Source organism: Croceibacterium selenioxidans (assembly GCF_018599195.1).
In the GTDB taxonomy this organism is placed as follows: Bacteria; Pseudomonadota; Alphaproteobacteria; order Sphingomonadales; family Sphingomonadaceae; genus Croceibacterium_A; species Croceibacterium_A selenioxidans.
On the sequence record NZ_JAHFVK010000001.1, the window covers coordinates 1,315,526 to 1,340,550 of the forward strand.

20 protein-coding genes are annotated in these 25,025 nt (G+C 63.2%); 3 read left to right on the forward strand and 17 right to left on the reverse strand.

Annotated features, from left to right (window positions below; translation table 11 throughout):
* Positions 1–79: 79 nt before the first annotated feature.
* From KK137_RS06425 to KK137_RS06450, 6 genes are all read right to left on the reverse strand, one after another.
* Positions 80–265, reverse strand: coding sequence for a helix-turn-helix domain-containing protein (locus KK137_RS06425; protein ID WP_214535330.1), 186 nt, complete (start codon positions 263–265; stop codon positions 80–82).
* Between the two features lie 95 nt (positions 266–360).
* Positions 361–1,056, reverse strand: coding sequence for a hypothetical protein (locus tag KK137_RS06430; protein WP_214535331.1), 696 nt, complete (start codon positions 1,054–1,056; stop codon positions 361–363).
* Positions 1,057–1,197: 141 nt separating this feature from the next.
* Positions 1,198–1,674: a hypothetical protein gene (locus KK137_RS06435; RefSeq protein WP_214535332.1), complete on the reverse strand. Its 477-nt coding sequence runs from the start codon at positions 1,672–1,674 to the stop codon at positions 1,198–1,200.
* Positions 1,667–2,761 carry a hypothetical protein gene (locus tag KK137_RS06440; RefSeq protein WP_214535333.1) on the reverse strand — a complete coding sequence of 365 codons (1,095 nt, stop codon included), beginning with the start codon at positions 2,759–2,761 and terminating at the stop codon, positions 1,667–1,669. Before KK137_RS06440 ends, KK137_RS06435 begins: the two co-directional genes overlap by 8 nt.
* 232 nt (positions 2,762–2,993) lie before the next feature.
* Positions 2,994–4,196, reverse strand: coding sequence for a tyrosine-type recombinase/integrase (locus KK137_RS06445; RefSeq protein ID WP_214535334.1), 1,203 nt, complete (start codon positions 4,194–4,196; stop codon positions 2,994–2,996).
* Between the two features lie 201 nt (positions 4,197–4,397).
* Positions 4,398–5,144, reverse strand: coding sequence for a class I SAM-dependent methyltransferase (locus KK137_RS06450; RefSeq protein WP_214535335.1), 747 nt, complete (start codon positions 5,142–5,144; stop codon positions 4,398–4,400).
* Between the two features lie 96 nt (positions 5,145–5,240).
* On the opposite strand from KK137_RS06450, the gene KK137_RS06455 reads away from it, so the two are divergent.
* Positions 5,241–6,176: a DUF808 domain-containing protein gene (locus KK137_RS06455; RefSeq protein WP_214535336.1), complete on the forward strand. Its 936-nt coding sequence runs from the start codon at positions 5,241–5,243 to the stop codon at positions 6,174–6,176.
* Here the strand turns inward: KK137_RS06455 and KK137_RS06460 are convergent.
* The 4 genes from KK137_RS06460 to KK137_RS06475 all read right to left on the reverse strand — a co-directional run bounded on the left by KK137_RS06460 (position 6,173) and on the right by KK137_RS06475 (position 11,433).
* Complete coding sequence (locus tag KK137_RS06460) at positions 6,173–7,363, reverse strand: MFS transporter (RefSeq protein WP_214535337.1); 1,191 nt, start codon at positions 7,361–7,363, stop codon at positions 6,173–6,175. The two genes, KK137_RS06455 and KK137_RS06460, sit on opposite strands and share 4 nt — an antisense overlap.
* On the reverse strand, positions 7,356–8,222 hold the full coding sequence (locus KK137_RS06465; RefSeq protein ID WP_214535338.1) for an SMP-30/gluconolactonase/LRE family protein: 867 nt from the start codon (positions 8,220–8,222) through the stop codon (positions 7,356–7,358). Before KK137_RS06465 ends, KK137_RS06460 begins: the two co-directional genes overlap by 8 nt.
* Before the next feature lie 113 nt (positions 8,223–8,335).
* Positions 8,336–11,080: a preprotein translocase subunit SecA gene (gene secA / locus KK137_RS06470; RefSeq protein WP_214535339.1), complete on the reverse strand. Its 2,745-nt coding sequence runs from the start codon at positions 11,078–11,080 to the stop codon at positions 8,336–8,338.
* Positions 11,081–11,166: 86 nt separating this feature from the next.
* A complete protein-coding gene (locus KK137_RS06475) occupies positions 11,167–11,433 on the reverse strand; it encodes a hypothetical protein (RefSeq protein ID WP_214535340.1) in 267 nt (88 codons plus the stop codon).
* 88 nt (positions 11,434–11,521) lie between these two features.
* Between KK137_RS06475 and argJ the strand changes: the two genes are divergently transcribed.
* On the forward strand, positions 11,522–12,748 hold the full coding sequence (argJ, locus tag KK137_RS06480) for a bifunctional glutamate N-acetyltransferase/amino-acid acetyltransferase ArgJ (RefSeq protein WP_214535341.1): 1,227 nt from the start codon (positions 11,522–11,524) through the stop codon (positions 12,746–12,748).
* A 23-nt stretch (positions 12,749–12,771) separates the two neighbouring features.
* Positions 12,772–13,554, forward strand: a complete 783-nt coding sequence (locus KK137_RS06485; protein WP_214536036.1) for an inositol monophosphatase family protein — start codon at positions 12,772–12,774, stop codon at positions 13,552–13,554.
* Between the two features lie 32 nt (positions 13,555–13,586).
* Here the strand turns inward: KK137_RS06485 and trxA are convergent, their stop codons facing one another.
* Genes trxA through KK137_RS06520 form a run of 7 tightly spaced genes read right to left on the reverse strand, consistent with a single transcriptional unit; the run spans position 13,587 to position 24,831 of the window.
* Positions 13,587–13,907: a thioredoxin gene (trxA, locus tag KK137_RS06490; protein WP_214535342.1), complete on the reverse strand. Its 321-nt coding sequence runs from the start codon at positions 13,905–13,907 to the stop codon at positions 13,587–13,589.
* A 58-nt stretch (positions 13,908–13,965) separates the two neighbouring features.
* Positions 13,966–17,430 (reverse strand): double-strand break repair helicase AddA, encoded by a 3,465-nt coding sequence (gene addA, locus KK137_RS06495; RefSeq protein ID WP_214535343.1) that lies wholly within the window; start codon positions 17,428–17,430, stop codon positions 13,966–13,968.
* A complete protein-coding gene (locus KK137_RS06500; RefSeq protein ID WP_214535344.1) occupies positions 17,427–20,366 on the reverse strand; it encodes a PD-(D/E)XK nuclease family protein in 2,940 nt (979 codons plus the stop codon). Before KK137_RS06500 ends, addA begins: the two co-directional genes overlap by 4 nt.
* Entirely contained in the window at positions 20,359–21,075 is a 717-nt protein-coding gene (locus KK137_RS06505) for a nucleotidyltransferase family protein (protein ID WP_214535345.1), read from the reverse strand. The genes KK137_RS06500 and KK137_RS06505 overlap by 8 nt, the downstream gene beginning before the upstream one ends.
* A complete protein-coding gene (locus KK137_RS06510) occupies positions 21,072–22,049 on the reverse strand; it encodes an aminoglycoside phosphotransferase family protein (protein WP_214535346.1) in 978 nt (325 codons plus the stop codon). The genes KK137_RS06505 and KK137_RS06510 overlap by 4 nt, the downstream gene beginning before the upstream one ends.
* Complete coding sequence (gene tsaE / locus KK137_RS06515; protein WP_214535347.1) at positions 22,046–22,489, reverse strand: tRNA (adenosine(37)-N6)-threonylcarbamoyltransferase complex ATPase subunit type 1 TsaE; 444 nt, start codon at positions 22,487–22,489, stop codon at positions 22,046–22,048. The genes KK137_RS06510 and tsaE overlap by 4 nt, the downstream gene beginning before the upstream one ends.
* The gene (locus KK137_RS06520; RefSeq protein WP_214535348.1) at positions 22,486–24,831 is read right to left on the reverse strand and encodes a PAS domain-containing sensor histidine kinase; all 2,346 of its coding nucleotides are present in this window, start codon (positions 24,829–24,831) and stop codon (positions 22,486–22,488) included. Before KK137_RS06520 ends, tsaE begins: the two co-directional genes overlap by 4 nt.
* Positions 24,832–25,025 lie beyond the last annotated feature (194 nt).

The following is a 25,025-nucleotide window of genomic DNA, read 5'->3' on the forward strand; positions in this document are numbered from 1 at the left end:
GGTGTGGGGCTGAGACGTCCGCCGCAATGGACATTCCAGCCCTCGCGCCCTTGCCCGGGGCGGGGGCTTTGCCGCTCCATTACGCGGCCTCGCCTTCCACGAAGGCGCGAAGTGCGTCTGCCGGAATCAGCGTGCGACGGCCGATCTTACGGGTGGCAATCTTGCCTTGGCCAATCAGCTCGTAAAGTCTGGTTCGGCCGATCGACGTAACGCGGCACGCGTCGGCGACACTGTAAGCAAGCGGCGCGGGGGTTGGGATATTCATGGGCTACCGGCTCCGTTCGTTGGGGTCCGGCAGTTCAGTTATCCCTCTGATATTCGTGCGCCAAAATCGTAAGAACGATTTCCCGACGAATTAACTCACGATTTTGGGGGGCGCCCCCGCGGGCGCCCGTGCACGCTGCGCCATTCGATGCGCCAAGCGGACTGTTTCGTGCCGTCAAAGCGCGGGTGGCGCTTGTACTCGCGGTGCGCTTCATCACCGTCGGCAATCTCGCAGGTTTCCATCCACTCGCGCCGCTCATCATCGTTGAATGGCGGGACATGCGCCTCGTCGCGTACGTTGGAGTGGGCGACTCCAAGCGGTGTCAGTCCGTCAATCTGCAGCCTGCGTTCAACATCTTCCATGGCTATGCGGACCCCGGAATACACAATACGGGCCAGAGGGTGGCGCTGCGTCGCAAGGCGGTGAGATAGCTCGCTGGCCTGCCAAAAATCTTGCTCATCAAAGCCCGCCTCAGCTGCCGCTAGCCAATCTGAAGCGGAAACCTGCACCTCGGTTACCATCGAGTGCTCCAGCGGAAGCTCGGAGGCATTGAGGATGCCCAGTTTCAATGCGGCACGAACCGGGTCGCCCCCAGGCTTAGCATCGACCGGCGACATTGCCGGCCGGGCTTTATCAACCCACTTTTCAACCTCTAGGGCAATGAGTCTGACCTTTCCTTGCCAGAACCAGCCGTAGAGACGCTGGCGAGCCGCGCCACTGAGCAGCGCCCCGCTGCCTAGCGCCCCGGCGACATGCCGTTCTGCTTCGGATGGTGTGATCCAGGTCGTCATGTCACCTGCCCGCCTCCCTCAGCGGCTCCCAAGTGGTGGCAGGGGAAGCGCGTGGGATGCGCGCTTGTCGGCTGGCCGGCCTATCCCCTGCCCAATGCTACTCAATTGCTCCGCTAGCCACAAATCGGCATCCTGGGGCACTCAGTTTTGTCGGTATATCCCGACCACCTTTCCGACAAAGTCGCGACCAAAGGCCCAGTCGTAGTATGGCCCGTCGACGTGTCCGCTCGCCAGGCGAACAGCCCAGTTGTCCTTCGGGCGGTCTCCCAGTGGCCAGCGGATTGCTTGAACGACCTCTCGGCGGGTTTTCAAAGGGCTTGTAGGCTGAGCGCGTCGGCGAACATGACCGTCGTCAAGTTCGTACCTAAGCCAGTCCTCCCAGGGCATGCACGCCGACGGATGCTGGCTCTCGCGGACGTAGAGATATCCCTCAAGGAAGCCTTCAACGTGGATGGACACTCGGTCGTAAACAATCACGCCGCCGTTCAATTTGACGATGTCATAGTTGTCGTCGGGCGGAATACGGCCGAACACACGAAGATCGTGAAGGTCGAAGTCGTCGTCTTGTTCCACGGCACGCAACGAAGGCGCTGCAACGGTGAGGGAGCTATTAGCCATTGGCCTGGCCCTCTCTTTCAAGAACGTGGGCCTTGCTCTTTTCATCTAAGGCGCCGTGTTGCCGTACGTACGCTGCCATTGCTTCGCGGGCGCCGCGCCGGCCTAGAGTAAGCTGATAGCGCTGGAGCATCCTACGCATTGGATACCCATCATAGTGCTCTGCCTCGATGCGCTCTTCGTCGTACGGCGTGGTCTCCTCACACTGGCCATCGGGTAGGACATAGATGCGTCCGCCGAATCCTAGGTAAGCTTCAGCCGCTTCCTCGATCGATCCGAACGGTTGATTGTCCGCGAACCGCCCGCATAGATTTAGCGTGTCTATGACGTCCTGTCGGCGGGACTTCCCGCGGCGCAATTGAGCCCTCAGAGCGTCCAGGCGATGAAGACGGAGTTTCTCCTGCCCGTCACAAGGGCAACCTAGCATCAGATGGTCCACGCCATCGGCTTCCCGCATTACCGTGACATCAATGCCGGAATCCTTGCAGGCTTTGATAAAGGCCGTGGGGTAATTGTTGCGAAGCGCGGCCAGGCTCTTGATTACTTTTTCGATGGGCTCGGCCGACCCAAGGTCGGGACCCACGAGATCTGGCTCTCGCGTCTGCTTTGCCGCCATCACACTCAGTCCGTATTGGTCGTCGCCAAGTATTCGCCGACAATCCGCAACTGTCTGCGCGACGAATTCGAGGCTCCAGGCAGACACGCAACCGTCACCATTGCGATCAGCTAGCAGGTGATCCAACTTCCATAGCAGCGCTTCGCCGTCCGGCGCGGGCATAGCTACAAGGGCGTCCTCCAGGTCGCAGCGCACGTCCTGCAGGCGTTCCATCTCGTCATCTACCTCAGACGGAACGAACTCCTCTGGATGCTCCTCGAAGAGCTGCCGCCTGTCGCCACCCCAGACCTTTACGAATTTCTTCTCCCGCTCATAAGCGGGGGTCCAAACCTCAACGTCATATCCGTCCTCCGCCTTCTTCGCAGCGAGATAGGAAGCCATAAGGCCTCCCCAATCGTCCTTGTTCAAAGGCGAGTGAATTCCACCCAGGCCGGTCAAAGCGGTGGTCGAGTGGATCGCAGTCATCATGTTCATGTCGTCACTCCTCTCCTGATGCTCACCGGCGGTATCGCCGGCTTCGCACAGGATACTCCGGTCGACCCGAGGCTCCGCGGAGCGGGAGGAAGTTGTTAACGACGATGATTGATTGGCGGGTACAGATTCCGCCCGTAAACGGTCCTTAGCCATTGATGCCTCCACGAAAGGCGTTGATGGTCAGGCCGGCGAGGGTGTTAGCGCACCCTCGTTCGGCCGCTTTATCGCCGGCTCATCCGGTCGATTTCTTCGCCGCGTCTAACGACACGACATTGTCTCCTTCACCAGAGAGCGACGGGGCCACAAAGCGACCCCACGCATCCATCAGTGATTGGCGCATGTCCCGCAGATCCGACCGCAGATAGGCTTGCTCGGTGGCCGTACCGACCTTGTGAGCCAGCGCCATCTCGGCAACCATGGCCGGAATGGTCGGCATCATCTCTGCCGCCCAATCGCGGAAGCTCGAACGAAAGCCATGCACGGTGGCAGTCTGCTTTGACGCGCGCATGATTTTGGAAAGCGTCATATCGCTAAGTGTGCTTTTGGGACGCGAACCCGGGAAGATGAGACCCACTTTGCCGAATAGCTCACCAGCTCGTTTCAAGATCGCGATCGAAGCCTCATTGAGCGTCACGACATGCTTGTCGCGCATCTTCATCATCACAGCAGGCCTGGTCCAGGTGCGCGCTTCCAAATCGACTTGCGTCCATTCAGCATTTCGCACTTCCCCGCTCCGCGCGGCGGTCAGGATGGTAAACAGAAGCGCGAGCCGGCCCGAGGTATCCTCCTTACCCAGCTGGTCGGTCATGAAGGCAGGTACGTCAGCAAACGGCATGGCCGCGAAGTTTCCACCTTTGGGCTGCTTCGCGAGGCCGTCACTGATGTCCTTGGATTCTGGTACAGGTCCGCGCCAACCCTGTGCCTTGGCGTAGCGGAGCACCTGCATGACGCGTGCTCTGAGCTTTTTCGCAATCTGCGGCTTGGCAATCCAGGTTGATGACAGCGCAGCTATCACGGCGGCAGCGTCGACATCGTCGACGCGTTTCGCGCCGATCCGCGGTACGATGTGATCTCTCAAAGACTGCTCGAAGCTCTTCGCCGCTTTGTCAGTCCACCCCTTCTTCTTTTCACGATGGGTGGCCTCCATCGCCGCCGTAAAAGTCGGAATGGAGACTTTTTCACGATCCCGTTCAGCTATCGCGTTGGCACCACGACGAGCGAGCTTACGCAGCTTCGCGGCCTCCTCACGGGCCTCTGCGAGCGAACGATCGGCGGGATATCCTCCTAGGCCAATATCCTGGCGACGACCCTGGAACTGCACACGCAAGACCCAGGATTTCGCACCACTCGGCTTCACACGAAGGTATAGCCCAGCACCATCACCATAAGTGCCGGGCTTTGCATTTTTGACCTTCAGTTCGGTAAGCTTGCCCACGCGCGGGAACCCTCGTTGGTTCCCACATCTTGACGCGACTTTGAGCGACTGTCAACGAACAGATACGGACACCCAACTGCCTAACACCTAGGATTTGCGCGTCTTTTTGAACAATAATGAACGACGCCGGACGTTAGTTATAGTCCAACTCGGGGAGCCACTCTTCAACACTAAATAGCCGAATTTGCGCGAGTTCCGCCCTCAGGCGGGCTTGCGGAAACGCATGGCGAATTTTTCGGTTTCACCCTGTACCGAGGGGTCCCGGACGCCGGCGGTCTTCGGATCGGCCGGATTCTTGAGCAGGTCGGACTGAGCATCGAGCGCGAAGCCGGCTGCGGTCATTTCCCGCACCACCGCGGCCGGTTCGATGCGATGCAGTGTCGAGGTGACCGTCGTTCCCGCACCGTCCGCCGCCGCGTGGTCTTCGACGAAGAAGATGCCTCCCGGCTTCAAGGCCGAGAAAACCGAGCTATTGATCGCGGCGACGTTCGCCGTCGGACCGTTATGGAAGTCGTGATAATTCTCGGTCGTCCAGACAAGGTCGACGGGCTCGGGCAACTTTATGTCAGCATAGTCGACGGTGACGACCCTCACGTTGGGATATTGCGCCGCCAGCGCGTTGATGGCGTCCATCGCGCCGGGACGGTTGGCAAAGGCCGCGGGCACCATGGCGTAGACCTTGCCTTCAGGTCCCACCGCCTTGGCGAGGATGCGGGTGTAATATCCCCCGCCCGGTGCCATCTCAGCCACGATTGCACCCGGTTTCACCCCGGCAAAGGCCACGATTTCCGCCGGCTTGCGCGCCGCGTCCCGCGCTGTGTCGGTCTCGGGACGCTGAGCATCGGCCACAGCAGCCGCGATTGCCGCGACAGGATCGGCTCCCTGAGCGATTGCCGTGCCCGACAAGGCCAAGCCGGAAACCACCAAGGCCAACGCCACTCGCTTCATCGACTTTCTCCCACGCGCTGTTGTTTGGCTTGCAATGCCATCGCAAGTCATGGACTGCCAGCATATTGCGCCAGTGCGCAGGGATCAGGAGTTTGCATGCCCGGGGGATTGGTCGCGCTGCTCGATGACATCGCCACGTTGGCGAAGCTTGCTGCGACGTCGATAGACGACGTCGCCGGAGCAGCTGGCAAGGCAGGCACAAAAGCGGCCGGGGTCGTGATCGACGACACGGCAGTTACGCCGAAATACGTCGTGGGACTCTCGCCCGAGCGCGAGTTGCCGATCATCGCCAAGATCACTCTGGGCTCCTTGCGCAACAAGCTGCTGTTCCTTCTGCCTGCGGCGCTGCTGCTCAGCGCATTCGCCCCTTGGGCGATAACCCCCCTGCTCATGGTCGGTGGCGCCTATCTCGCCTTCGAAGCGACCGAGAAGATCTGGGAATCCCTCTCCCACACCAGTCACGCGGAGGAAGTGACCGAGATCACCGACGCAAAGGAACTCGAGGACCGCCAGGTGGGCGGCGCAATCCGCACCGATTTCATCTTGTCCGCGGAGATCATGGCCATCGCGCTGAATAGCCTGCCCCCCTTGTCGCTGCCGATGCAGGCAGCGGTGCTGGCGGCTGTGGCGGTCGTAATCACCCTTGGCGTCTATGGAGCCGTGGCCCTGCTGGTGAAGATGGACGACCTGGGATTGCACCTGTCCGCGCGGCCCCAGGCCTACCTGCGCAAGATCGGACATGGTCTGGTGAACTCGATGCCCTACCTCCTCCAGGCGCTCTCGATCATTGGCACTGCGGCGATGCTATGGGTTGGCGGCGGAATCTTCGTCCATGGGCTTGAGCAATTCGGCCTCGGCGTGATCCCGCACACCATCCACGACCTGGCCGTTGCCGTAAGCGAGACCGTCTCGTTCGCTCCCGCCGTGCTTCAATGGGTCGTCGAAGCGCTCGGAGCGGCGGTGGTCGGTCTCATCGTCGGCAGCGCGATTATCGCGGTGCTTCACGTGCTACCGAAGAAGAAACCGGCCTAAGCCGCCACCACCCGCGCCTTGTCTGTGATCCGCACCGCCTGCAACGCGACGAGCGCCACCAGCCCGATCATTACCGCACCCACGTACCAGGGCGCGTCATGGCCAACCTGGCCGTAGATCAGACCGAACAACGGCGGCATGACGATACGGCCGACCGCGTTCGAAGCCATCATCAGCCCCATAGTGCTACCCTGCCGTTCAGGAGGCGTATTGCGCGACAGCAGCGCACCGGCCGAAGGAAACGCAAGGCTGTGGCCCGTCATCAGCAGCCCCATCAGCAGCACACCGGAGATCGGCATACGGATGATGGGCTGCAGCGCCATCGATAGCGCCAGAAGCGAAAGCCCAATCACGATCACCCGCGCTTCGCCATACCGCGCCGCAAGCGGGCCGATCAGGAACAACTGGCTTAACAAACCGCCTCCGCCGATGGCGAGGAACGCGAAGCCGAGATCCTTGGCGTTCCAACCGAAGTTCTCCTCGCTCCAAAGCCCGTAGATCGCCTCCATCGAGGCGAACAGGGCGATGCCGAAGAACGAGATCACAAACAGTCTTAGCAACAGCGGTTGACCGCCGACGAAGGCGAAGGCCTCGCTGTACTTGGGCAGCGGCGCGCCCTTTCCCTTGGGTGGCACCGCGTCACGGAGGACGGCAAGGCACCAGAGTGAGGCGAGGATCGAAAACCCGCCGGCAATGAAGATCGGCAAGCGGAAGCTGGCGGCCACGGCCTCTTCACCAGCAAACAAGCCGCCGATGACCGGCCCGAAGGCAAAGCCGAGACTGAAGGCCGCGCCGAACAGACCCATGGTCTTGGCCCGGCGTTCAGGCGTGGAGACATCGGCGATGAAGCCCTGCGCGACGCTCAGGGTTCCGGAAAAGAACCCGCTCACAATGCGGATGAGGATAGCGGCCCAAAGTGTGGGCGCATAAGCGAAAGCGAAATAGCTCAGCCCGGCAACGAAGGTTGTGAGCGCCAAGACCTTGCGTCGTCCCCAAACGTCCGACTGCCGGCCCCAATGGATTTCTCCGAACACGTTGCCGAAGCTATAAGCCGCGAACAGCATGGCGATTTCGTAGGGCTGCGCGTCGAACACCTGCCCGTAGAAGGGCAACAGCGGCAGAATCAGGCTGAATCCCGCGATGTTGATGAAGACCGCGACCAGCAGCGGTGGAAGGCGTTTATCCACGGTATCTTGGCTCCGGCAGGCCGCGCACACCGAGGCCGTCAATAACGTAACACCATCCGTCACCCACAGCCGGCTCGCGACCGAGGAATGAAGGGTCGATGCTGGGAACGAAGAGTCGATCGAGATCAGGGCCGAAGAACATGCAGCTGGCGGGCAGCTTGGTCGGCATCTCGATCACCTGTTTGACTTCACCGGCAGGAGATAGGCACAGGACCACCCCTCCTTCGCAGATCGCTACCCACATGTTGCCGTCGGCGTCGATCGTCGCCCCGTCGGGAATGGGGCCATAATCGGTGGTATCGAAGAATACTCGCCGGTTCGACGCCGTGCCCCGCGCGAGGTCGTAGTCGTAAGCGTAGATCGCCTGGCGCATTGAGTCAGCATGATAGAGGATAAGGCTATCGGGCGAAAAACACGGGCCGTTGCCCAAAGTTACGCCGTCGTCGAGTTGGGTGATGCTGCCGTCCGGACCCAATGTGTAGAGACCGCCAATGGGGTCTTTCGCCTGACGATGGCTGGTCCCAAACAGGAAGCGCCCGGCCCGGTCGACTTTGCCGTCGGCCAGCTGCGTCGCAGGGTCTGGCGGGTTGAAAAGGGCGAACGGGGTGACTTCGCCGCTCTCGAAATCGAGAGCGTGGATCCCATCGGGCAGCGACACGATCGCACCGCCCTGTTCGCGCAAAGCCATTGATCCAATCATCGCCGGGACGGCCCAACTCCGGTGATCGCCGGACGCCGGGTCCCAACGAAAGACCCGTTTTTCAAGAATATCGATGTAATAGAGCGCTTGCTCGCCCTCATCCCAAACCGGACCCTCGCCCACCGAGCAGCGAGGGAGCGGCAAGCGCGTGATCTTCATCGCCGGCTTCCTTTCCCGGCGACATTACTAACAGGTGTTACAATGGGGGCAAGGCCGAGGCTCGCTCAGCCGCTGATCCTCCCCGAGCTAGGGTCTCGGGGAGAATCCAGCGTTCAGGCTGCCCCGTGGCAGTGCTTGTACTTCTGCCCCGAACCGCAGGGACACGGCGCGTTGCGGCTGATGTCGAGGCCTGCGTAAGGATTGCTATCGCCTTCGGCGCCGCCCGGTCCAACGGTCGGATGGGGTGCGCCCGCAAGTGAACCCAGGATCGCTTCCGCCCCGGCAATCCGGCCGACGCCTTCCGCATCGTCCGTGCCGAAGAACGGGTCGATGTGCCCGGTCAGGAACTCCGGCAGTTCGGGTAGCGGCGGCGGAGGTTCGGCCATGCGAAGTTGGGCCGTCATCAACACGCGGGTCACGTCCTCGCGGATCGCTTCGAGCATGTTTTCGAACAGGCCGAACGCCTCCTGCTTGTATTCGTTGATCGGCTGTTTCTGTGCATAGGCCCGCAGGAACACGACTTGGCGCAGGGCATCGAGGGTCGCGAGATGCTCTTTCCAGTGGTGATCGAGCCGATCGAGCAGGATGCTCTTCTCAATCTGACGCCAGATGCTCGGATCGGTTTCGCCGATCTTGGCGGCCATCTTCTCTTCCGCGAGCGTAACCAGGCGTTCCTCTATGATGTCGGGCTCGAGCGCTTCCTCTTCCATCCACGCGTCGATCGGCGGCTCCATGCCGAGCACATCGGCGACTCTCGCCTTAAGGGTCTGGATGTCCCACTGTTCGGGATAGGACTCTGGCGGACAAGCTGTGCCGACCATGGTGTTGATCGCATCCACGCGCATGTCGGTAACGACATCGTCGACGGCATCCGCGTCCATGACCTCGGAGCGTTGCTCGTAGATCACCTTGCGCTGGTCGTTCATGACGTTGTCGTATTCGACGACCTGCTTGCGCACTTCGTAGTTGCGCGCCTCGACCTTCTTTTGCGCGGTCTCAATGGCCTTGGAAAGCCACTTCGATCCGATCGCTTCGCCGTCCGCGAGGTTGGAGTTCATCATCTTGGCAAACAGCGTGTCCGGCCCGAAGATGCGCAGGAGATCGTCCTCCAGGCAGAGATAGAAGCGGCTCAGGCCAGGGTCGCCCTGGCGGCCAGCGCGGCCGCGCAGCTGGTTGTCGATGCGGCGGCTTTCATGGCGTTCGGTGCCGAGTACGAAGAGGCCGCCCGCGTCCTTCACCTTCTGCCGTTCGGCAGCGACTTCAGCCTTGATGCGATCGATCTCCAGATCGCGCTTGGGGCCTTCCTCAAGGTCCTTCAGCTCGTCCTCGATCCGGAACTCCACGTTGCCGCCGAGCTGAATGTCGGTGCCGCGGCCCGCCATGTTGGTGGCGATCGTCACGGCGCGAAGGCGTCCCGCCTGCGCAACGATGTGAGCCTCCTGCTCGTGGAAACGCGCGTTGAGCACGGCGTGCTCCACGCCCTCCTTCTTGAGATAGCCCGAGAGGAGTTCCGACTTCTCGATCGACACGGTGCCGACCAGAACCGGCTGCCCCAGGTCCTGCTTCTCGCGGATCGATTTGGCGATCGCCTGGAACTTGTCGGCGGTGTTCTTGTAGAACTCGTCTTCCTCGTCGATCCGCTGCACGGGCAGGTTGGTCGGGATTTCGACGACGTTGAGCTTGTAGATGTCCCAGAATTCGGCTGCTTCAGTCGCGGCGGTGCCGGTCATGCCGGAAAGCTTGGGGTACATGCGGAAGTAGTTCTGGAAGGTGATCGAGGCCATCGTTTGGTTCTCGGGCTCGATCTTTACCCCCTCCTTGGCCTCGACAGCCTGGTGCAGACCGTTCGACCAGCGACGCCCGTCCATCATGCGGCCGGTGAACTCGTCGATAATGACGATCTTGCCGTCCTTCTCGATGTAATCAATGTCGCGCTTGAACATCACGTTCGCGCGCAGCGCCTGATCGAGATGGTGGACGACCAGAGTGTTCTCGACGTCGTAGAGATTGTCGGTTGAGATCACCCCATTGGCGATCAGCAGCTGCTCGACATGCTCGACACCTTCTTCGGTCAACGAGATGTTCTTGGTCTTCTCGTCAGCCTCGTAGAGATCGGCCGGAAGGGTTTTCACCAGCTGGTCGAGGGCAATGTAGAGGTCCGACTTGTCCTCGGTCGGGCCGGAGATGATCAGCGGAGTCCGGGCCTCATCGATCAGAATCGAGTCCACCTCGTCGACGATGGCGTAGTTGAAGGGACGGTGGACCTGCTGCGTGCGCTCCTGCTTCATGTTGTCGCGCAGGTAGTCGAAACCGAATTCGTTGTTGGTGCCGTAGGTGATGTCGGCCGCATAGGCGTCGCGCCGGGCATGCTCGGGAAGGTTGGGCACGATCACGCCCACGGTGAGGCCCAGGAACTGGTGGATCCGGCCCATCCATTCCGCGTCGCGGCGGGCGAGATAGTCGTTGACGGTGACGACGTGGACGCCCTTGCCCTCGATCGCGTTGAGGTAGGTGGCGAGCGTGGCCACAAGGGTCTTGCCTTCGCCCGTCCGCATTTCGGCGATCTCGCCGCGATGGAGGACAATGCCACCGATCAGCTGCACGTCGAAGTGACGCATGCCGAGCACGCGCTTCGAAGCCTCACGAACGGTCGCGAAGGCTTCGGGCAGGATCTGGTCGAGCGTCTTACCGCCCTCAAGCTGCTGGCGGAACTTGGCGGTCTGGGCCGACAGCTCGGCGTCAGAGAAATCTTCGAGCTGTGGCTCGAGAGCATTGATAGTGGCGACAATTTTGTCGAGAGACTTGACGTAACGGTCGTTAGCGGAGCCGAAAACGGCCTTGGCGAGCGCGCCGATCATGAGGCGAATCCTGTCTGTATGAAGCTAAGGCGGCCGCGCGCCAGCGCGTGGCCGGAGTTACCGAACGGAATTGGGATGTCGCCGCGCTATTCGCGCGCGCGGTCAGCCTGGAGCATCACCGTGGGAACGATGAGTACGATCTTCGGCGGCCGCGGGCACATCTTGGGCTGGGCCGCGTCCCTGTCCTGACGGACGGCGAGACGCGCAGCCGAAGCTCCCACTTGCGCAGAGCAGGCGTAACCAACATCGACTGTCCGCACGCTCTCGACGTCGAAAATCCGCGCCTGCGCAGGCTGCGCGAGGACGGCCAGACCCGTGAGGAGGAACAGAAGAGCGGCTAGCTTCCGAAGCATCGCGGAGAAAGATAGTTCGTGCTCTGGCAAAGGTCCAGCAGCAATGCGCGTTTACGCGGGCACAGCTGGGTATTACAGGCGCTTGCCCATGGACCTCGAACGCTCTCCGCTCGCCCAGCCCTTTCCCGAGATTCCCTCGATCGACGGTGTCACACTGCGCATTGCCCGTGCCCACTACAAGTCCTGGGATCGCTGCGATTTGACGTACGTCGAGTTGGCGGAAGGAACCACGGTTGCCGGGGTATTCACCAAGAACGTGTGCTGTTCGAGCGAGGTTGAGCTGGGGCGCGAGCAGGTACGGCTTGGACGTGCACGGGCCCTTGTGGTGAACGCGGGGAACTCCAACGCCTTTACCGGCTATCGAGGACGGGAAGCGGTCGAGCAGATCATGGCCCAGGTCGCCGCCCATCTCGATTGCCAGCCAAGCGACGTCTTCGTGTCGTCCACCGGCGTGATCGGCGTGCCCTTGCCGAAGGACAAGGCGCGCGAAGGCGTGGCGTCAGTGCTGCAGGCTCCTGCCTGTTCATGGGAAGATGCCGCCATAACCATCGGAACGACCGATACTTTCTCAAAAGGCGCGGTAGCCAAGGCGGTTATCGGAGATAGGACGGTCACGATCGGCGGGATCATCAAGGGTTCCGGCATGATTGCGCCAGACATGGCCACCATGCTCGGCTACATTTTCACCGACGCCGCGGTCGAGCCCGGGTTCTTGCAACAGTGCCTCTCTGCCGCGAATGAAAGCACCTTCTCGTGCATTACGGTCGATAGCGATACCTCGACCAGCGACACGGTGTTGGCGTTCGCCACCGGCAAAGCCGGAAATGTCCCGCTCGCCTCGTTGGAGGATATCGGAAGCGAGGCCTTCGCCGCCGCGCTGCACGACGTGTGCAAGAGATTGGGCATGCTGGTCGTGCGCGATGGCGAAGGCGCCCAGAAGTTGATCGAGGTTCAGGTCTCCGGAGCTGTTTCCGATGACAGCGCGCGCCGGATCGGTCTCGCCATCGCAAACTCCCCGTTGGTCAAGACAGCCATCGCCGGCGAGGACGCCAATTGGGGCCGCGTAGTCATGGCTGTGGGCAAGGCGGGCGAGCCGGCTGACCGCGACAAGCTCTCGATCGGTTTTGGCGGGGTTTGGGCCGCGAAGGAGGGCCTGCCACTCGCCGACTATGACGAAACGCCGGTTGCGGCGCATCTCAAGGGCCGGGAGATCGACATCGAGGTCGACCTTGGTCTTGGTGAAGGGAGCGCCACGGTGTGGACCTGCGACCTGACCCACGGCTACATTGCGATAAACGCGGACTACCGCTCGTGACGCCCAACGCGCTTCATAGCGCGATGCATGAGCTGCTGCGCGATGTCACGCGACGGGCGATCACCCCTTATTATCAGAAGCTCGCTGCTGACGAGGTCACGGCCAAGGCTGCCGATGACGTCGTAACGGTGGCCGACAACCTGTCCGAGGAGATGCTTGCCGAAGGCCTGGCCAAGATCATTCCCGGCCTTCCTATCGTCGGCGAGGAAGCGGCGCATGCCGACGCTTCGGTGCAAGACCGTCTTTCCAGCGATTGCTGGATCGTCGACCCGCTCGATGGCACGCGCAATTTCGCCAAGGGCCAGCCTCCGTTCGGCATCCTCATCGCCATGGCCTCGGGCGGTGAGGCCCATACCGGATGGATTTACGACTGCCTGACCGATCGCTTCTGCGTGGCCCATCGCGGCAAGGGCGCGTTCGTCAACGGCGAGAAAATCAGCGCCCGCCCGACCGGCGAGAGCCCGCCGGTCGCGGCCATCTCGCTTATCTTCATGGAGGGTGCCCGGCGCGAGGCGGTCAAGGAAGCCGCCGCTGGCTATCGCCTGGTCGACGTCCCTTATTGCGCCGCGGAGCAATATCCGCGCCTGGCCCTGGGAGTGAACGACGTTTCCATCTTCGAACGCACGCTCGCCTGGGACCATGCCGCAGGGGTGCTGTGGCTCAATGAGGCAGGCGGAAAGGTCGCGCGCCTCGATGGCTCACCGTACCGGGTCGACGAGTGGGCTCGCAAAGGCCTGGTCGGCGCAGCGTCACCCGCTTTGTGGGATGAAATGGCCACCCGGCTGGCAAACCTGCCGCCGGAGTGAGTCCCCTCCCGCCAACGGGAGGGGAGTAACTTTTAGATGACGCTTTCGATCCAACCCTTGAGCTGGCTCTTCGGTGCAGCGCCGAGCTTCTGCGCGATGGGCTGACCGTTCTTGTAGAGGATCATCAGCGGAATCGACTGCACGCCAATCTGGCCGGGCACTTCCGGATTCTCCATGATGTCCATCTTGGCGATGGTCACCTGACCGGCCAATTCTTCGCTGATTTCCTCCAGCGCAGGAGCGATCATCTTACAGGGGCCGCACCAATCCGCCCAGAAATCGACCAGCACCGGAGTCTCGGAATCGAGGACGTCCGCCTGGAAGCTGGCATCGGTAACGTTTTTGGTGGCCATGTCTTAGCTCCTGTTCTTGGACCGATTATCTAGGCAGCCTGATCCAAGTGGCAACGGCTCAATTCACAAAGCTTTCCTGCTCCGGGGTCAAGCCGGCGTTGAGACCCGGCCGATGCGCGGCGAGCAGATCGGCTGGTATCGGGATCAGTTGCGGGGTCTGGGTATAGAGTATCGCCGCCTCGATCCTGCGCCCCGGATAAATCGCGGCGAGCGCAGCAGCATAGGCCGCCATCTGGCGCAGAGTTGAAAGCGGCACTTCTTCGATTGAGCGCGGCGGCCGGCGAGCCGTCTTGAAATCGGCGACGAGTACCCGGTCCGGTTGGACCAGCAATCTGTCGACCGTACCGGAAATGACCTGTCCCTCGACTACGGCGGCCAACGGCACCTCGGCTAGCGTGTCCGGCGAGAACAGTTCCGCCCACTTCGGCTCCGCGAGGACGGTCAGCGCCCGCGAAACCATGCCGGTGCGCTCATCCTCGGACAGCGTCGCAGCGTTGCGCGCCAGCCAGGAGACGGCCAATAACTCCCGCTCGTCTGGTGCGATATCGGGCAGGCGTTCGAGCAGTCGGTGGATCAACACCCCGCGCTGGGCCGCAGTGGCGAGAGCTTCGGCCGGCAACGGCGGATCGGCGCCCTGGTCTTCTCCAACCGAAGAAGGAGCAAGAGGCCTCGGCGGTCGTGGCTCCGGCCCGACGGTTCGCAGCGCCCATGCAGGAGGCGCAAGCGGAATGGCGAGTTCCTCCTGCACCGGCTTGAGAGCCGCTGGTGCCCGCTCTCCGAGTTCTCGAAGCTCGCCCCAGATCGGATCGGCCACGCGATCGCTCTGCACCAGCAAGTCGAGCCGGGCGTACCAGCTATCCGCTGCCGGCTCCTTCTCTCGCTTCCCCAGCGCACCACCGATGAACAGCGCCTCCTCTGCGCGTGTCATGGCGACATAGAGCAGACGCCAGTGCTCCTCGCGCTCGGCCTTCTTCGTAACTTCCGCCGCTTCGGCGACGCGGCCGACGCGCAAGTCCTTGCCCAGGTCGAGGATAGGGATCGTTCGTTCACCCGGCGGCTCCTTGAGCGACAGGCCGCGCTGCTGCGAACGGTCGGGATCGCCTGTCGCGTCGGCCAGGATCACTATCGGCGCCTGCAGTCCCTTGGAGCCGTGGACCGTCATGACGCGCACAAGGTTCTCGGCTCCGCCGGCCTCGCGCTTCAACTCGCCCTCGCCCGCGTCGAACCACTGGATGAAGCCCTGGAGGCTCGGTGTGTTAGAAGATGAATAGGCCAGCGCAGCGTTGAGCAGTTCGTTGATCGGATCGTTCGCTTCGCGGCTCAAGCGGGCGACGAGCTTGCGCCGCCCTTGCCACGGACCAACCAGGAGCCACTGCAGCAGAGCTTGTGGCGGCTCGAAGTCGGCGCGGGCCAGCAGAGGATCGAGCAAATCGCGCAGAGCGGCAACTTCGGCGTGACGCGACCGCCTGAGATGATCCCACAGAGGCACCTTCGGAGAGCGGTAACCGTGTTCGAGAAGTTGCTCCTGGCTCCATCCGACGAGCGGGGACACCAATAGCGCTGCAAGGCTGAGATCGTCGCGCGGCTGGGCTGCAAAGCGTAGCGCGGCCATCAGGTCCTTGACCGCCAACGGCGCGCCCAGTCGCAAACGGTCAACCCCGGCCACCGGCACGCCCGCCGCGTGAAGCCGGGCTACGATCAATCCGGCGAGTTCGCGGCGCTTCCTCACCAACACCATGAAATCGCCCGGAGCGGCGGTCCGTCCACCCTCCTTTGCAAGGGTAAAGCGGCCAATCATAGACTTGATCTGGTCCGCGATCTTATCCGCCATCCGCCTTTCGGGGGCCGAGAGCCAGGTCTCCGGCCCCTCACCATCGTCTTCATCGTCGGGACGCGAGTTGACCGGGTTCCAAAGGGTGACGAGGCCCGGCCGCGCATGACCAACATGGCGCTCCGGCAAGTCCTTCAAGCCGAAGTTTTCCGGACCGATCGCCTCAATGGCCATATCGACGAAATCGAGCACGGGCTGAGAAGTCCGGAAAGATCGGCCGAGGCCAAGCTCGACCAACTCGCGCGCCTCGATCGGCTGGCGCAGCTCGGCAGTGTTGCGCGCCAGTTCTGCCATCTCCCGGGCATAGGCGTTCTTGGCGGCTTCGAAATTCTCGGGGCTAGTGCCCTGGAAACCGAAAATCGCCTGCTTGTAGTCGCCGACGACGAAGATCGTGCGCAGCTTGTTGTCGCGTTGCCCCTCCCCGGTAAAGAACTCACCGGTCAGCGCGCGGATGATCTCCCACTGCGCCTCGTTGGTATCCTGCGCTTCGTCGACGAGGATGTGATCGAACTGCCGGTCTAGCTTGTAGGCGATCCAGCGCCCCTGGCTCTCGGACTTCAGCAGCCCCGCCGCGCGGCGGATCAGGTCGTCGAAATCGACCAGCCCTTCCCGCTGCTTCGCCTCTTCCCACGCCAGAGCGAACCGGCGACCGACTGTAAGCGCAGGTGTGAGCAGGTCGGCAAGGGATAGCAGGGCTTTTTGCCGCTGCACCCGCTCGAGGCACTGCATCACCTGGGCGATGGCGTCACCATAGCCCGGGTCTCGCTTGAGGATGTTGTTGAGCTGCTTGGGCTGACCGTCGGTCTTGTTGAGAACCGTACCGTAGAACGTTTCGATCGTTTCGGCTCGCCCGGCCGGATCCAGCGCGAGCCAGGCACGCACGACCCCGGCCCCGTCACGACCTGTCTGACTGTCCCAGGCCTCGAGCGTGGTAAGGCAGCGCCGTAACGAGATCGTGTCGAACATCGCGTCCTCGCACAAGGCCGCAACGTTCACGGGCCCCGTGCCGGATTCAAGACCAAGAAGCGCTTCGACGCGATGGCGGAGCGGCTCTTGCCAGGAACCCGGACCGAACCACGCCTCACGAGCTTCGGCGCACCGCATCAGCCAGCTCCGCGCCTTGTCGGGGCCAAACCTGAGCGAGAGTCCTTCGAGCGCGGCGATCAAGTCGGTCTCGCGCCGACTTTCCCACTCGATCAGCAAATCCGCCAGGACCTGGTGCGCCAGCAACTCCCGATCACGGTCTTCCATCGCCCGAGTGCCAGGAATGAGACCCGCTTCCTCGGGAAAGGCGCCGAGCAACCATTGGGCAAACGCGTGGATGGTATCGATACGCAGTCCCCCGCCGGGACAATCGAGCACGCTGGCGAACAAGGTCCGCGCGCGCTCGATGACTTCGGAAGTCGGGTCGGCCCCGATGTGTTCGAGCTCTGCGAACAGTCTGGTCCGCTCAAGCCGCACCCAGCGCGCGAGAACCGAACTCACGCGCTCCGCCATCTCTGCCGCACCGGCCTTGGTGAAGGTCAGGCAAAGGATGTTCTCTGGGCGCACACCCGGTGTCAGCAGGAGCCTCAACACGCGGGCCGAGAGCACTTGCGTCTTGCCCGTTCCGGCAGAGGCCGACAGCCAGACGCTGTCCGAAGGGTCGACCGCTCGGGCCTGGTCGCCCTTGAGGGGATGGACCTGGCTCATTCGCGCCCCATCCATTCGTCGAGACGCATGAGCTGGTCGTAAGTGTCGTATCCGGGTGCGTCGGGATTGAGCCGGGCGGTGAAAGGTTCGTCACCCAAAATCCAGCGATCGAGTGCCTCGTTCAAATAACGCGAAGCCTCGGGGAGGAATGCTTCAGGCGGGATGCCGACCCGCTTGTTGCCCTCAAGGATCGGCGTGGTGACGTATCCGAACCCCGTCTCGCTGTCCTTGCTGGATCCGAGCGACCAGTACTCGAACCTCACCGGCTCGCCCCGCACTTTCTCAAAGGCGCCCCGTTCGGCCATCAGCCCGAGAGTGCCCAGCTGCAAGGCGTAGCCCGCCTCAACTTCGCGGCCACTCGGCGGTGCGCCGGTCTTGTAGTCGACGATGGCGAGCGTGCCGTCTTCGAAACGGTCGATTCGGTCGGCCTTACCGAAGATCTCGACCCCACGGACCTCCATCTTGCCCCAGTCTTCAATGACCGTCGGGACTCGGGCGGGGTTGGCGGCGATCTGTCCCTCGATCCATTCTAGGGCCTTGAGCAGTCGAGGCCGCCATAGCGCGCGCATCAGCGGGTGCGCGTTCATTTGGCGAAGTTCATCGGCGGCGAGCGTTTCCAGCGTGCCCTCGCCCTTGTGCCACCGCTCGAGGATCTTGTGCGCGACTTCTCCGCGCCAAGCCGGAGACGGCTCGGCGTCGAGCGGCTCCAGTTCCTTCAGACGCAAGATCGAGTTGGCATAGTATTGGAACGGGTCCGAGCGCAGACGATCGAGCGCGGTGACGCTGAGGCGGACCTGGCGCTGCTCTGGTGAAGGCTTGGGTTGCGGCCGGGCGTGAGGAGCAGCGGGCTTGCCATCGTCCAATGAGCGAGCGAGTTCGGGAATTGCCGTTTCGAGATGGTTCTTCAGAAGATCCTCGCCGAGCATCGCCTGCACGCGCAGCCAGAACCGGCTCGCGATCGCCGGACCAGCGGCATCGCGGCGGCACCGGCTGAGCACGACTTCGGGCGCGCCCAGGAGGCCGGCCAGATCATGGGCGGCGAGACCAATGCGGAAGTCCGCGCCCGGCACGCCGAGAGCGCGCAGGACCGCCGGAGCGAGCAAGGGGTCGGGGGCCGGAGTGGCCGGCCACACGCCCTCGTTGAGCCCGGCGCAGATCACCAGTTCGGCCCGCGTCATGCGCGATTCCAGCAAACCGTAAACCGCCACGCGTGAATGGCCACCATAGGGAGGCCGCACCGCGACCCGGTCCATCGCGTCGCGCAAGACCGCCGGTAAGTCGGCGGAGTCCAGCAGGGTGCCGACATCGCGCGCTTGCAATCGCAGGTCTTCCACCAGGGCTGCCAGGGCGCGACCGTCCTCGCGCGCCCACAATCCTTCTCCACATAACTCTTCGCCCGCGAGGACCAAGCGGTCGAGTTGGTCGGCAAGCAGCGCCTCTCCCGGCTCGATCAGCGGCGCGAGTATCGCTTCCACCTCGTCCCACCACGGCCTGACCTGTGCTGCCTGCGCTGGCTCTCGTATTGATGCAATACCCGGAGCCGGCCGGGGGCCGCGTAGCTCCAGCTCCAACGCACGGGCAGCTTCGAGCCAGTCTGCGCGCCTTTCCCCAGCGCGAACGAGCGGATGCTCGAGCAGCGCGACCAACGAAACCGGGGCCGCCTGTTCTGCGCCCACCTCAGCCAATAGCAGCAGCAACCGCCCGGCCGCGGTCTGCGACAGGGCTCGCCCGGCGGAATCGTCGGCCTCGATATTCCAGCGCCGCAAGTGCTGCGCCACCCGGCCCGCTAGCCCACGATCCGGGGTGACCACCGCGACCCGCTTCTCGGGTTCCTCCAGCGCTTCCCGCACGAGAAGAGCGATGGCCTGGGCTTCCTCCTCCGGATGATCGGTCAGCATTAGGCGCACGTCCGAAAGCCTGCGTCTTTCGGGAGGCAGCCCGGCCCATTCCTTGCTTGCCTCTGGCGGGAGGAACAAGCTGGAGATCGCATGACTGCGTTCGGGCGGCCCTTTGCCAAGGCCAGCGCGGTGCCAAGGCTGCACTTCATCGCGAGAGATGCGCATGCGGTTGAGAAGCAGCTTGAGGTGATATTGCGGGTGGGTAACCGCATCGCCACGCATCATCGGCTGCTCGGCATCAGGAGCGCCCGCTGCGCCAAGCTCGTCCCACACGTCCGCGCTCATCGACAGGTCGAGATCTGGCAGCACGACGGCACCGTTCGGCAGCCGCGCCACGGTTCGCAGGAGCGCGGCGACGCCCTTGGCCGCGCTAGTCACCCCCGCCGCGACGATCGGCGTGGCCGGCGGATCGGCGCGCCAGCGCTTGGCGGCAAAGCGGAACAGCCGATTGCGCCGGTCGGCCGGATCGACCTCGCCGCGCGCCATCAACTCCTGATACCAGCGATCCTGCACGATCATGAACAGCGCCAGGCTGCGCTTCCAGTTGTCGGCCATGTCGCCCAGCAGGCCCATGACGCGCTCCTGGTAGAGTTCCTCCGGACCGATTTCCTCTACGAGCAAGCGGTCCATGGCCCGCCCCATCTCGAAAGCAAGCCGCAACAAGGCGCTGCCCTTGGGGGCATCGGCTCCGCGCACCTCGCGGATCATCTCGGCCAGGCGCAGCCAACGACGGGTTAGATCGGCAGCCGGGGGAATCCCATCGCCAGCTCCCAGCGGGTCGAGCAAAGGTCCCAGCGTCTCGTCGAGGTCGAGGTCGCCGACCGCGACCATTCGCGGCATCAGCAGGCCGGAGCCGGAATGGCGGATGAAGGCTTCGCTCATTGTCCGCACCGCGCGGCCGCTCGGCAGCAGGAGCGTCAGCCGGGCCAGACCCAACTCGGAATCGGCATAGCGCGGCACCAGGCCCGCGACGAGCGCATCGGCGAACCCGCGATGCGCGGCTATCGAATAGACGTTGGGTCCTGGACGGTCAGGCACCGGCCAAGGCCGCCTCCGTCGGTGCGATCGCCTCGGGGTCGCCTACCTCGAACCACTCGCCGGTGAAGGCCATGCCGAACAAACGGCCCTCTTCAATCGCGCGGCTCCACAGCACGTTGGTCGAGAACGGGCCTTCCGGCGCGTCGCGCAGCAATCGCTTCGAAACCAGTTGCACGCCGGTGTAGATGAACGGAGCGATCCGGCCTGAGCGCCGGCGGCTCAGCCTGCCCGTACCGTCCATATGAAAGTCGCCCTTGCCGCTATAGTTTGAGGCCCGCGTATGCGAGACCAAGAGCAACAGAGCGTCCATCCGCGCCCCATCCCATACGCGCGAAAGCTCGGCAAACGCGTTGGCTGGTCCATCCAGCCAGACATTATCGCTGTTCACGCAGAAGAACGGGTCCGACAACTGCCCTTGGGCCTTAACCAAACCGCCACCGGTTTCGAGCAACAGGGCGCGCTCGTCGGAGAACGTCACCCGCGGCGAGCGACGTCCCGCGAGATGAGCTTCGATGGCCTCGGGAAAATAATGGACATTGACGACCGCCCGCTCGACCCCGGCTTCGGCCAGGCGATCGAGCGCGTGATCTATCAGGGGCTTGCCAGCCACTTCCACCAGTGGCTTGGGCCGATCGTTGGTCAACGGACGCATGCGGGTTCCAAGCCCGGCAGCAAGCACGATTGCGCTATCGGCGGCCAGCCCGGTCACAGGATTTCACCACCGCCTGTATCACGTAACCCCTGCGGCACATTGGCGGCAAACCAGTCCGCCACGGGTGCCAGTGCGGGATGCTTCAAGTCCCGTTCCATCGCTTCCCACACGCGGGGGATCATCGCGAGATAGCGCGGCTTCCCATCGCGTAGCCACAGGCGGGCGAAAATGCCGACAATCTTGGCGTTCCGCTGCGCACCAAGGCGGGCGTAGTCTGCCTCGAAGTCCGGTCCCGCATCCACCTTGGCCAGATAGCGGTCCAGCATCCTGCGTTCGAGCGCAGGCGAAACGTCGCGCCGCGCGTCCTGAAGCAGTGAGACGAGGTCGTAGGCAGGGTGGCCCACCAACGCGTCCTGGAAATCGATCAGCCCTTGCCCGCCATCGGGAAGCAGCATGATGTTTTCGGCATGATAATCTCGCAGTACCGTCACGCCCGGCCGCTGACGCGGGAGCATCGGTTCGAGCACCTCGTTCCACGCTTCGCGCCAGCCCCCGTCGTCGACCGACAGTTTCATGGCGGGGCAGTACCACTCGGTAAACAACCCGACTTCGCGCTGATAAACAGCCATGTCATAGGGCTCGAAAGGCCCCGGCGGGCAGCCGTGCAACTCGACCAGCGCATCGACGGCGCGCGAGTAGATCGCCTCTTCCGCCTCTTGATTGACGTCGAGCCAGTCGCGCATCCGGTCGGCACCGAAGTCCTCGATCAGGACCAGCCCCCGCTCGGGCTGTTCAGCGTAAATTACCGGCGCTCGCAGACCATTTGCGGTCAGCCACTTGCCCACGTGGAGGAATGGACCAGGATCTTCGTGCGGAGGGGGCGCATCCATCAGCATCGCACTTCCGGCATCCCTTCGGATGCGGAAGTAGCGGCGAAAACTGGCGTCGCCGGGCAAAGGCTCGACGATCGAGCCGCTCCACCCTGCATCCTCTAGAAACGCCTCGAGACCATCCGGCAGTTCTGAATTCATGGAAGGCGCCCTAGCCAATCAGCCCCGGGTTCGACAATCGCCCTGCGGCCACTACCCGCAATTTCCAGCGTGATGGAGAGGCAGCCCGGCTCGCGGGCAAATCCGCCCGCCTGTTCGGGCCACTCCGCAATCAACACCGCCCCCTCGCGATAGTCATCAAGACCCAGCTCCTCCGCTTCCTGCGGCCGTTTCAGCCGGTAGAAGTCGGCATGGACCAGCGGCAAACGCACGGCTGGTGGATCATAGGTCTCCAGAATGGTGAAAGTCGGCGACGGGACCTCTCCCTTGTGACCGAGCCCGGCGATGATCGCTCTGGCGAGGGTAGTCTTGCCAGCGCCCAAACCGCCTGTGAGCGCAATGACGTCCCCCGGTCGCAAGGTCGCCGCGATCCGCTGGCCCCATTGCTCCATCGAAACGAGGTCCGGTAAGTCAACGGTCACGGCAGCACGATCGTCGCGGTTGTTCCGGAGCCCTTTTCCGACTGGAGTTCCAGCCGGCCGCCATGCGCTTCGATCAGCTGTCGGGCCAGCGGCAGGCCAAGGCCGCCACGCCGGCTTTCCGGCTTGCCGTCCGCGCCCATCCGATAACCATCGAGCGCGCGCGCGAGCTCGCTCGGCTTCATGCCCGGGCCGTTGTCCGATACCACGATCCGCACACCTTGTTTACGACGGGAAAGAGCGACGAGAATGCGCCCGCCCGTCGGTGCTGCCTTGATTGCGTTGTCGAGCAAATTGCCGATGGCGCGTTTCAGCTGACGGATATCGGCCATGATCGTCCCTGCCGAGCGGTCACCGCGCAAGTCGAGCGTCAGGCTCTTGTCCTCGATGGCATCTTCGCGTTCGCGCACGATCTGGGTCACGAAAGTGAGCAGGTCGGTTTCCTCGGTCGCGATCGGCAGCAGCCCGGCCTCGCTTTGCGTCAGGTCGAGCACGCTTTCGATCTGGGCACTCAACCGCCCTACAGAGGCGAGGATTGCTGCGACATATTCCTGCCCCTGATCGCTGAGCTGCCCCGCGACGCCGGTCTGCAAGAGTTCGGCGAACCCACCGATCGAAGTTAGCGGGGTGCGGAACTCGTAGGACATGTTGGCGAGGAACCGCGTCTTTACCGCATCGGCTTCTTCCAGCGCCGTATTGCGTTCGCGCAGGGCATCCTCGGCTTTCTTGCTGTCGGTGACGTCAAGCACGGTAAGCAACCCGTTGCCATCGGGAAGCGGCACACCTGCAAACTCCAGGGTGCGTCCGTTCGAGAGTTGCACCCGCCCACCCCGCTGCTTGCGGTCTAGGGTGGCGGCGCGCACGACCTCGCCGATCGCTTCCCTTTGGCCCGGCCGCGCGAGCCTCGATCCAATACGCTCGAGCAGGGACTCGATCCGCGGATGTTCGTCGAACCATTCCTCCGGAAGCCCCCAGATTTCGGGAAAGCGGCGGTTCCATAGCTGCATCCGGCCATCCGGCGCGAACACGGCGAGAGATTCGAACAGACTGTCGAATGTCGCGGTTCGCGTACGCAGGAGCGTATCGCGCCCGGCTGAAAGCGCCAATTGCTCGGAGCGGTCCTCGGCAACCATGAACAGCCCGCCGTCGGGCAAAGGCTGGGCGACAATCCTGAGGTGGGTTCCGTCCGATAGCGTCCAGGCATCTTCGCTCGCCTCACCGGCCGTGAACCAGCCCCCAAGCTCACGACGCCAGACCGGGAAGTCGCGCACCTCGGGCAAGCGGCCCGCCTCACGCGCGGTGTCGAGGAAGCGATCGAACTTCAGCGGATCGAGACGCGCGGCAGGCGGCATCGCGAAGATGCGCTGGAAGGGCTGGTTGGCGAAGGTCAGCACCCGGTCCGCGTCGAACTGTGCCACGCCCACGGAAAGCTGGTCGATGATCGAACGCTGAGCTTCGCGGAATGCGCGGAATTCGCGAGCCTGCTCTTCCATCTCCTCGATGTCGATGGCGTAGCCGGCGACGCCTTCCTTACCGAGCGGAAGATCGCTGACCCGCAACGTGCGGCGCTGGGTCCCGACCGTGGCCTGGACGATGCGCTCCACCGGCAGATCCTTGTCCGCTGCCTGCCGCGCGACTTGGGCCGCGCTGAGCCCATCGACCACCTCGATCAATTCGACCTGATTCTTGACGCAGTCCTCGGCGCTCTCGCTCCCGACCGCTTCGACATAAGCACTGTTCACGAGGCGCAGCTTCATGTCCGGACCGCGGAACCACATCGGCGTGGGCGCCGCCTCTATCAGACCGACAAGCGCGGCGAAGTCAGTCTTGGCCCTTGCGGTTTCGCTGCGCAGGCGTGCCAATTCTCCCTGGCTTTCGGAGAAGTCGAACCACCAAAGCAAAGCCGCTCCGTTCGGGGCGATGACGGGATCGGCCAGGTGACCGCGTATCGCCAGGCTCTTGCCCGAACCACGCGGCGTGGCGACCATGCTGAAGGGCGCCGCGGTCTTTTGCGTCTTGCGGACCGCGTCGCGCAATTGATCGAGGTCATCGGCCTCGAGACCGCCGGCCTCCCCGCCATCGAGTTCGCTCAGGTATCCCGGCAATTTTGCCAGCCCAAGCCATGCCGCGAGCCGTTCCGGGCCCTCGATCTTGCCGTCCGACCTCACCAACAGCGGAATAGCCGGAGAATCGTCTATCATGCGCGTAAGCCGCCGCGCCGTCGACCGGGCCGTGCGGGCGTGCCGGGCGCGGCTTTGCGCCGCCAGCACCAGCCAGACCGCACCAAAAGTCCATGCCGCCAGAAGGAGGCCCAGCATGACCAGCGCGACAGGAGATAATTCCATGACCTGTCAGCTATTAGCGCCGAGGGGGGGATGCAATGCCTGAAGCCCGCTCCTGCACGACTATTCGGACCGGATGAGCGCGCAATCCTGCCTGAGAGCGAACCTCAAAGGAAGGTGGTGCGCGTGTTGAGGGAGTGACGGAGGGCCGTTGCGTAATCGCAGCTCCTTCACCCATTCCGCGTGTCCACCCTCCC

What these genes read in the sequence shown, in the direction of transcription:
- KK137_RS06520 (WP_214535348.1), bottom strand. Translation starts at nt 24,831, where the DNA reads ATGGAATTATCTCCTGTCGCGCTGGTCATGCTGGGCCTCCTTCTGGCG.
- trxA (WP_214535342.1), bottom strand. Translation starts at nt 13,907, where the DNA reads ATGGCCACCAAAAACGTTACCGATGCCAGCTTCCAGGCGGACGTCCTC.
- KK137_RS06465 (WP_214535338.1), bottom strand. Translation starts at nt 8,222, where the DNA reads ATGAAGATCACGCGCTTGCCGCTCCCTCGCTGCTCGGTGGGCGAGGGT.
- KK137_RS06450 (WP_214535335.1), bottom strand. Translation starts at nt 5,144, where the DNA reads ATGAAGCGAGTGGCGTTGGCCTTGGTGGTTTCCGGCTTGGCCTTGTCG.
- KK137_RS06475 (WP_214535340.1), bottom strand. Translation starts at nt 11,433, where the DNA reads ATGCTTCGGAAGCTAGCCGCTCTTCTGTTCCTCCTCACGGGTCTGGCC.
- KK137_RS06440 (WP_214535333.1), bottom strand. Translation starts at nt 2,761, where the DNA reads ATGAACATGATGACTGCGATCCACTCGACCACCGCTTTGACCGGCCTG.
- KK137_RS06430 (WP_214535331.1), bottom strand. Translation starts at nt 1,056, where the DNA reads ATGACGACCTGGATCACACCATCCGAAGCAGAACGGCATGTCGCCGGG.
- KK137_RS06455 (WP_214535336.1), top strand. Translation starts at nt 5,241, where the DNA reads ATGCCCGGGGGATTGGTCGCGCTGCTCGATGACATCGCCACGTTGGCG.
- KK137_RS06435 (WP_214535332.1), bottom strand. Translation starts at nt 1,674, where the DNA reads ATGGCTAATAGCTCCCTCACCGTTGCAGCGCCTTCGTTGCGTGCCGTG.
- KK137_RS06425 (WP_214535330.1), bottom strand. Translation starts at nt 265, where the DNA reads ATGAATATCCCAACCCCCGCGCCGCTTGCTTACAGTGTCGCCGACGCG.
- argJ (WP_214535341.1), top strand. Translation starts at nt 11,522, where the DNA reads ATGGACCTCGAACGCTCTCCGCTCGCCCAGCCCTTTCCCGAGATTCCC.
- KK137_RS06510 (WP_214535346.1), bottom strand. Translation starts at nt 22,049, where the DNA reads ATGAATTCAGAACTGCCGGATGGTCTCGAGGCGTTTCTAGAGGATGCA.
- addA (WP_214535343.1), bottom strand. Translation starts at nt 17,430, where the DNA reads ATGAGCCAGGTCCATCCCCTCAAGGGCGACCAGGCCCGAGCGGTCGAC.
- secA (WP_214535339.1), bottom strand. Translation starts at nt 11,080, where the DNA reads ATGATCGGCGCGCTCGCCAAGGCCGTTTTCGGCTCCGCTAACGACCGT.
- KK137_RS06485 (WP_214536036.1), top strand. Translation starts at nt 12,772, where the DNA reads ATGCATGAGCTGCTGCGCGATGTCACGCGACGGGCGATCACCCCTTAT.